Origin of the sequence: Methylobacterium sp. WL119, assembly GCF_008039875.1 — a bacterium.
Taxonomy (GTDB): Bacteria; Pseudomonadota; Alphaproteobacteria; order Rhizobiales; family Beijerinckiaceae; genus Methylobacterium.
Window position 1 is genome coordinate 1 of the sequence record NZ_VRUU01000164.1, and the last position, 6,092, is coordinate 6,092.

The 6,092-nt window shown below is 62.6% G+C and carries 8 protein-coding genes; 5 read left to right on the forward strand and 3 right to left on the reverse strand.

Annotated features, from left to right (window positions below; translation table 11 throughout):
- Positions 1 to 123: 123 nt before the first annotated feature.
- Together FV227_RS27335 and FV227_RS27340 are read right to left on the reverse strand one after the other, a co-directional pair.
- Positions 124 to 507: a hypothetical protein gene (locus FV227_RS27335; protein ID WP_147728955.1), complete on the reverse strand. Its 384-nt coding sequence runs from the start codon at positions 505 to 507 to the stop codon at positions 124 to 126.
- A 388-nt stretch (positions 508 to 895) separates the two neighbouring features.
- Positions 896 to 1,606: a helix-turn-helix domain-containing protein gene (locus FV227_RS27340; protein ID WP_187274979.1), complete on the reverse strand. Its 711-nt coding sequence runs from the start codon at positions 1,604 to 1,606 to the stop codon at positions 896 to 898.
- Between the two features lie 713 nt (positions 1,607 to 2,319).
- Between FV227_RS27340 and FV227_RS27350 the strand changes: the two genes are divergently transcribed.
- The 4 genes from FV227_RS27350 (at position 2,320) to FV227_RS27365 (ending at position 4,362) form a co-directional block, all read left to right on the forward strand.
- Positions 2,320 to 2,859 (forward strand): DUF2059 domain-containing protein, encoded by a 540-nt coding sequence (locus tag FV227_RS27350; RefSeq protein ID WP_147860351.1) that lies wholly within the window; start codon positions 2,320 to 2,322, stop codon positions 2,857 to 2,859.
- A gap of 30 nt (positions 2,860 to 2,889) precedes the next feature.
- The gene (locus FV227_RS27355) at positions 2,890 to 3,261 is read left to right on the forward strand and encodes an HU family DNA-binding protein (protein ID WP_147729268.1); all 372 of its coding nucleotides are present in this window, start codon (positions 2,890 to 2,892) and stop codon (positions 3,259 to 3,261) included.
- Positions 3,231 to 3,359, forward strand: coding sequence for a hypothetical protein (locus tag FV227_RS30405; RefSeq protein WP_281406287.1), 129 nt, complete (start codon positions 3,231 to 3,233; stop codon positions 3,357 to 3,359). The genes FV227_RS27355 and FV227_RS30405 overlap by 31 nt, the downstream gene beginning before the upstream one ends.
- 505 nt (positions 3,360 to 3,864) lie before the next feature.
- Positions 3,865 to 4,362, forward strand: coding sequence for a DUF305 domain-containing protein (locus tag FV227_RS27365; protein ID WP_147729270.1), 498 nt, complete (start codon positions 3,865 to 3,867; stop codon positions 4,360 to 4,362).
- 820 nt (positions 4,363 to 5,182) lie between these two features.
- Here FV227_RS27365 and FV227_RS30410 read toward each other — a convergent pair.
- Positions 5,183 to 5,305 (reverse strand): hypothetical protein, encoded by a 123-nt coding sequence (locus FV227_RS30410; RefSeq protein WP_281406286.1) that lies wholly within the window; start codon positions 5,303 to 5,305, stop codon positions 5,183 to 5,185.
- 433 nt (positions 5,306 to 5,738) lie between these two features.
- Between FV227_RS30410 and FV227_RS27370 the strand changes: the two genes are divergently transcribed.
- Positions 5,739 to 5,972 carry a hypothetical protein gene (locus FV227_RS27370; RefSeq protein WP_147729271.1) on the forward strand — a complete coding sequence of 78 codons (234 nt, stop codon included), beginning with the start codon at positions 5,739 to 5,741 and terminating at the stop codon, positions 5,970 to 5,972.
- Positions 5,973 to 6,092 lie beyond the last annotated feature (120 nt).

The window sequence follows — 6,092 nt, forward strand, 5'->3', positions numbered from 1 at the left end:
GCAGCGGGGCGATCTCGTCCCAGAGATCGTCGGGAAGAAGTGCGCGGGCCATGAAACACCAACGCACATCAACGCTCAGGGTGCCGTTCTGTTAGGCGCTCTTAGCTCACGTTGCGTGTCGAGCTACTGCCTCACACCTGCTTGCCTCACGGTCGGGGTGAGATGGGCATCATCCGTTATCTGAAGCATGGACGCACCTGCTGCGACAAAGCCAGCCATCGTCCTGAGATCCTCCGGTTGCCGCGGATCGCGCGAGATGGCGGTTGCTTCCTGTTCAAGGCGAGCATTGCAGGCACGAGACGGTACCGATCCGGTCGGCGTGCAGGCATCGTGACGAGCGCAAGCAGCGTCGAGGGCGTCAACCGGCGCAAGGGGAGCATTGTTGCCTGGGCCGCAGTAGTTGCCGTGGATCAGCATCTTCGGCTCGCCCAATGCGCCAGGTTCCGCCAGGGCTGGCATCGTGAAGGCCACTGTCAGAAAGAGTGATATCGCGGTTTTGCGCAGCATCGTGTTGTACCCCGAAACAATCTCACCCCCTCAGGTGGTTTGCGTCGAGTGCTGCTGGGCAGCAATCAAAAATGGCAATCGCCAAGGGGTGCGTGGGTTCCCATCCGCCAAGATGCGGCGGGTCATGCCGATCAGGCTGCTCGTCAGGCTGGATCGTCAGTTAGGCTCCGATAACGCGTTATCAGGATTGTAGCCTTGGTTGTGGTGGCTGGCGTTGGTCTACGGTGAACTGTGTCGTTTGGCCTCGGGCTTCACATCTCGCGTCTACCGGCTGCCCGGACTTTGGACATGGCTGCGCTCCTGACGCTGATCCCCACTTCTCGGCAGCCTTTTCGCGATCTTCGACCCTCCAAATTCACAGGGTAGGAAACAGGAGTATCCGTGCCGCTCACGGATTTACGCCCTCCCCCTGTGACGAAGGTGGTAGCGTTTCGCGACCTCCTTGGCGCCCTAAGTTCAACTTAGTCCGTTCCCCGAGGGGGTTGGTGTTTAACACCCCCTCCTTTCCGCCTGGGGGGTAACGATCCGTGACCCCCTTTCGCGCTAGCCGCAGCCACGCCACCCATTCCCGCGACACGACGCGGACCACGTTGGTGTCGCTGCGGAACCGGGACTGACGACGTTCCTCGACCGTCACCAGGGCGAGCACCTTGGCCTGTCGGATCGCATTGCGGACGGTCGCGCGGCTCACGCCTGCCAGTGCCGCAATGTGGTCCAGGGCTAAGCGGCAGTCGCCCCGCTTCGCCACCTCGCCCGCGACGACAGCTAGCACCGCCTGCTCGGCCAGCGTGAACCGCGCCGCGATGCCCGGAGGAAGCCGCCCAGAAGCCGCCCAGCGCCGTCGGCGGGCCATCGAGGCATCCGAGCGCGGCCGAGAGCCTGTGCGGCTCCTAGGGGGTCCTGTGCGGTTCTCGCCCTTTTCGACGGATCGTTCGGTTCCTGACAGTTGCCGGGCCTCGATCAGCCCGGACAGAGCCTCCGCCTCGGCTTCGGACAGGTGTCCCTCGCCAAACGCCTTCCACAATGCGGACGCGACGGCCGGCAACGCGGCGCGCGGAGCCGCCTCCGCCTGCCGGCGGATCTCGTAGGCATAGTCCATCACTCACAGCCCTGCTCGGGCCGCGTCAAAGCAGGGGGCTCGGCGTGAACCGTCCCCGGCAAAAGGCAAAACGCCATCGTCTCGGGAAGCGATCCCGATTGACTCCCAGCGGGAGCTATGATGTCTGGGGAGCTGTAACGCGGTCCACCAGACCCATTCGATTTCGACGGCCTCACCCTTGCCGGGGTGGGGCCGTTGGCGTTTTGGGCTTAGGTCTTTCTCGCGGCCTTGATCCTTTGTTTCTGCCGGCTCACGGCTCGCCACAGGGCGCGCACAGGCCGGACATGGCATGTCGGCTGGCAGGCCCGGCTAAGTCAACGGTAGGGAAGGTGAGCGGTATGGCTGGCGGTGCACACCGACCTCAATCGCGTGTCGCTCTGGCCGCCTCTGTCGCCTTCGCCATTCTCGTCGCTGGCATCGGAACGATCGGGTGGCGCTGGTACAGCTACGTGACCACCGGCGCGTCGCCCTACGATGAGGTTGGGATCGAGGTGAACCGACACCTACCGGAACCTCTGCGTTCGTGGGGCTGCAATCGTATCAAGCAGCGCTTCCCCCGTGCGGTGCCACCCTACGGATGCCAATCCGGCCAAGTCTGAAGTTGGTTCGACAGTTTGCGATCCACGTGTTGTCAGCACCATTAAAAATTGTGCTAGCGACGCTCGATGATCGCGCAGGTTCGGATCTGCGCAGCACCTCGATCGAGAGTCGCCATGCGCCGTCCTCAAATCCTCGCTGCTTTTTGCTTCGGTATCCTGCTGCCGTCTTCGGCCATGGCGCAACCGGCCGCCAAGCCAGCTGCCCCGACCGCCACGCTCGATCCTGCGACCCTGAAGGCGGCGCGCGAGGTCGTCGCGCAGATGCAGGGGGATCGTACCGCGCTGCTGAACGCGATGGCGGCACCCATGGTCGGCATGATGCAGCAGATCGGGGTCAAGCAGCAGGATCAGGCCCAGGCCTTAGTCCAGGAGGTGGTGCTGCCCACCCTCACGGCACACTTCGACGAGCTGCTGGACATCCAGGCACGCGGCTTCGCTGCAGCCCTCGGCAAGGACGACTTGCAGGTCATCGCTGCGTTCTACGCCACCCCGACCGGCAAGCGCCTGGTCGCTGCCCAGCCCCAACTCGCACAAGCCCAGCTCGTAGGAACGCAGCAGTGGATACAGTCGGTGACACCTGAGATGCAGGGCAAGCTGACCAAGGCGATCCAGGCCCACGGGTGGGGATCGGCCGGACCGGCGAAGCCGCGCTGACGGCATGGTAGCGAGGGCGGCCGCACCGGCATGATCCGATCCGAACTGGTCCAGCGCCTCGCCGCTGCGAACCCGCAACTCTACGCGAAGGACTGCGAGGCCGTGGTCGATGCCATCATAGGCCGGCTCGCGGACGCCATCGTGGCCGGCGATCGTGTCGAGCTGCGTGGGTTCGGCTCCTTCACTGTCGTGGAGACGCGGGCACGGATGGGGCGCAATCCGCGGTCCGGCGCCTCCGTTGCCGTCGAGGCCAAGGCCAAGCTGGTCTTCAAGACCGGTAAGGATATGCGGGACCGGCTGAACCCGAAGGCGACGGCGCCACGAGCGATGACCCCTTCCACGAGGCCATCGAAGCTCTCTGCTCGCTCGGCATGTACGTCGAGCCGACCGGCGACGACCTGAGCCTGTGGCTCGTGAATGGCGAAGAGATGACCCACGCGGGCCTGATGAAGCTTGCCGCGCTGATGGGGTTGGTGGTCGGCTCGGCGACGATCCAGTGAGCGTTGGAGACGACGCCGTCAGTCGCCGCCACCGCCTCCACCACAGCTGCCGCCATCACTGGATCCTCCGTCTGAGCAGCCATATCCGGCGTCGCTCGATGACGAGCCGTAGGTCGGCGAACTATCAGACGATGTTCCAGTACCTGAGCCAGACGCCCAAGATGGGCCGAGGCCCCAAGGGTTCTTAGAGCGGAGCCAGCTCGGCCGAAGGCTCCAGAGCGTCAGCGCAAAAACGAAGCACAAGAGGAAGGCTTCGACACCCTGCTTCCTGTCCATACACGCACCTCATCGGCTGTGTCCGGTCGGAGAATGATAACATAGCCGGCCGAGCGGCCAGAGACCGCGTTGCACAGCTTGAGTTCGCCTCCTATCCCCGGCGGCCCACCACCGGCGAGTCCCCATGGCATAACCAGCACCAATCCGACTTCCGCTCGCCTTGACCTTCCCACTGTTGGAACGTTTAGAGCCGGCCGCCATCAGGACAATGTTGAGGTAGGAGAACAACATGCGGCACGCCTTGGGATTGTTGGTGGCAGCGTTCGCGGTGGCACTAGCTGGAAACGCGATGGCCCAGGATCACGATCACATGCACATGGGTCATTCCCCGAAGGATAGCGTCGACACACCTGCCACGCGCGAGTTCAAGGCGTCGCATGAGCAGATGATGAAAAACATGGCCGTACCCTATACGGGTGACCCGGACGTAGATTTCCGCCTGCAGATGATCCCCCACCATCAAGGCGCAATCGATATGGCAAAGGTCGCGATGCGCTGCGCAAAGGATCCCTGGAGCCGTCAGCTCGCCGAGTCGATCATCGTGGAGCAACAGCGCGAGATCGATCAGATGCAGGGATGGCTCCGAAGCCACGGTGTGACCATCGACTCCATCGGCGGTCATACCCACATCATAGGCCCGAACTCGTTTAGGAGCCTGTCGCCGGAGGCCGGAACTCGAAGCGAGGCTGCAGGGGCCTCATGGGTGCAGGGGTCTGGCGTTCGATAGCGATCAGCGCTTGCGAGCGGGCGAGATCCAGATGTCGCTACGCCAGGCGTCATCCGGGTGGACCACTGCGGAGCGCTGATGACCAGCGGCAGGCCCGTCCCCCGATCCGATTACGGAGGACGGGTTTTTCGCATGTGTCACCAGCGAACCGGTCCTGAGCCCGGCTTGGGGGCAAGGTGCCCAGTGGGTTAACCGGAGATCAATGGCGCGACGCTCACCGGTTCCGGGATGATGCAGCGCTTTGATCCTAGTGATTGTCGGGAGGCCGAACATGAGGCCATGCGTATCGCAGAGCCCGCTTTGATCGGGTTTTTTCTGCGAATTTTAGATCTCTGAATTACTATTTCCCGAGCGCCATTGAAACTTTTCCATTCCTGATTTCGTCTCACCGTCTAGTCGGTGGCGAAAAAGAATGATCAGGAGGAAAATATGCTCGTTAGATTTATAGCTTTCGGCATGATTATTGTGGCTTCAACGCCTACGATAGCGCAGGAGGCTCAGAAGCCATCCGTGACGGAACAGCAGAGAAAATCCGTCGGTGACGAGAAGGCGGCAAAGATCCGAGCATTGATTGAGAAGGCAAGGATCAGGCAGCAAGGGATTGATCGGCAGAATGAGAATTTGTGGAGCCGCTGGACGTATGCGGTCTGTATTGGGTGTGGGCCGGCAGCGGGGAAAATCCGCTCAGTGCGAACGAACCCCCTACGGGTCCTGATGGGCATTCCTGCCGCTGAGGATGACGCTCGTGCTTCTCGCGGGAGACGGAACGTATGAGGTGCAGGTGGCTCGCGCGGCGTGCACTTCCTGACCGACAATGCTTTTATGGAAAGTCGGACGCTTCGGCCTCGACCGCCATAGAGTCGTTCCAGACGTTCGAGCGGCCCATGAAGCCGGGCGGCAGCATAACATCGATCTCCTCCCCCGTCAGGACCCCGCGGGCCATCAGAGCCTCGGCTACGCGTTCAATGTTGGCGCGGTGTCTGCGGACTAGAGCGCGAGCTGCACGGCGCAGGCGCAGTCTGACTCGAAGCGCCTTTTCGTTGGCGCGCTCATTGCCTGAACCAGCTGCTATGCCGCGCAGCTACTATGTCCACGCCTCACGCCACACGGCTCGGAAAGTCGTGCGCTGTTCGGCGGCTTGGATCGCGGTGGAACAGCGAGATCGGCTCCTGCGGCAAGGCTGGAAAGTGATCGTCCGCGATGCGCTTGGCGACAAAGTGAGCGACGACGATCTGGTCGCCTCGATGCTCTCTGAGGGACGCGGCTCCGAAGGACCCTAGCTGTGTCCTCGACCGGAGCGCCTTCCTAGTAAGCTCGAAACTAAGCCGACCTCTTCGCCGTAGAGACCAGAAATGGCATCTGCGGAGAACCGATCTTTGCCCAAGCCGCATTACATTGTCCGACGCAGCCGGTCCGGCCGGTTCAACTTCGCGCTGATCACCGAAGCCGGGCGCTTCACGGGGTACGTCACGACCTCGGTTGAGAGCGGGTCAAACGACGAGATGAAACGGCAGGCTCAAGATAAAATCCGTGCGCTCGCTGAGAGCTTCGCTGAGGCTACCAGCCTCGCGTTCAAGGCGGAGGATGGGGCGGCGAACGAGACTGTGTAGGGCGGTGACAAAACCATCCACTGGAGCGTCGGCGGGGTGCTGATGCGGCCGGGGTAAAAGCCGGCCAGTGGAGAGGCTTCTCTTTCGGGAGGGGCCCAGGATGTTTGCCGTGGAAGTCTA

What these genes read in the sequence shown, in the direction of transcription:
- FV227_RS27335 (WP_147728955.1), bottom strand. Translation starts at nt 507, where the DNA reads ATGCTGCGCAAAACCGCGATATCACTCTTTCTGACAGTGGCCTTCACG.
- FV227_RS27340 (WP_187274979.1), bottom strand. Translation starts at nt 1,606, where the DNA reads ATGGACTATGCCTACGAGATCCGCCGGCAGGCGGAGGCGGCTCCGCGC.
- FV227_RS27350 (WP_147860351.1), top strand. Translation starts at nt 2,320, where the DNA reads ATGCGCCGTCCTCAAATCCTCGCTGCTTTTTGCTTCGGTATCCTGCTG.
- FV227_RS27355 (WP_147729268.1), top strand. Translation starts at nt 2,890, where the DNA reads ATGATCCGATCCGAACTGGTCCAGCGCCTCGCCGCTGCGAACCCGCAA.
- FV227_RS30405 (WP_281406287.1), top strand. Translation starts at nt 3,231, where the DNA reads ATGTACGTCGAGCCGACCGGCGACGACCTGAGCCTGTGGCTCGTGAAT.
- FV227_RS27365 (WP_147729270.1), top strand. Translation starts at nt 3,865, where the DNA reads ATGCGGCACGCCTTGGGATTGTTGGTGGCAGCGTTCGCGGTGGCACTA.
- FV227_RS30410 (WP_281406286.1), bottom strand. Translation starts at nt 5,305, where the DNA reads ATGGCCCGCGGGGTCCTGACGGGGGAGGAGATCGATGTTATGCTGCCG.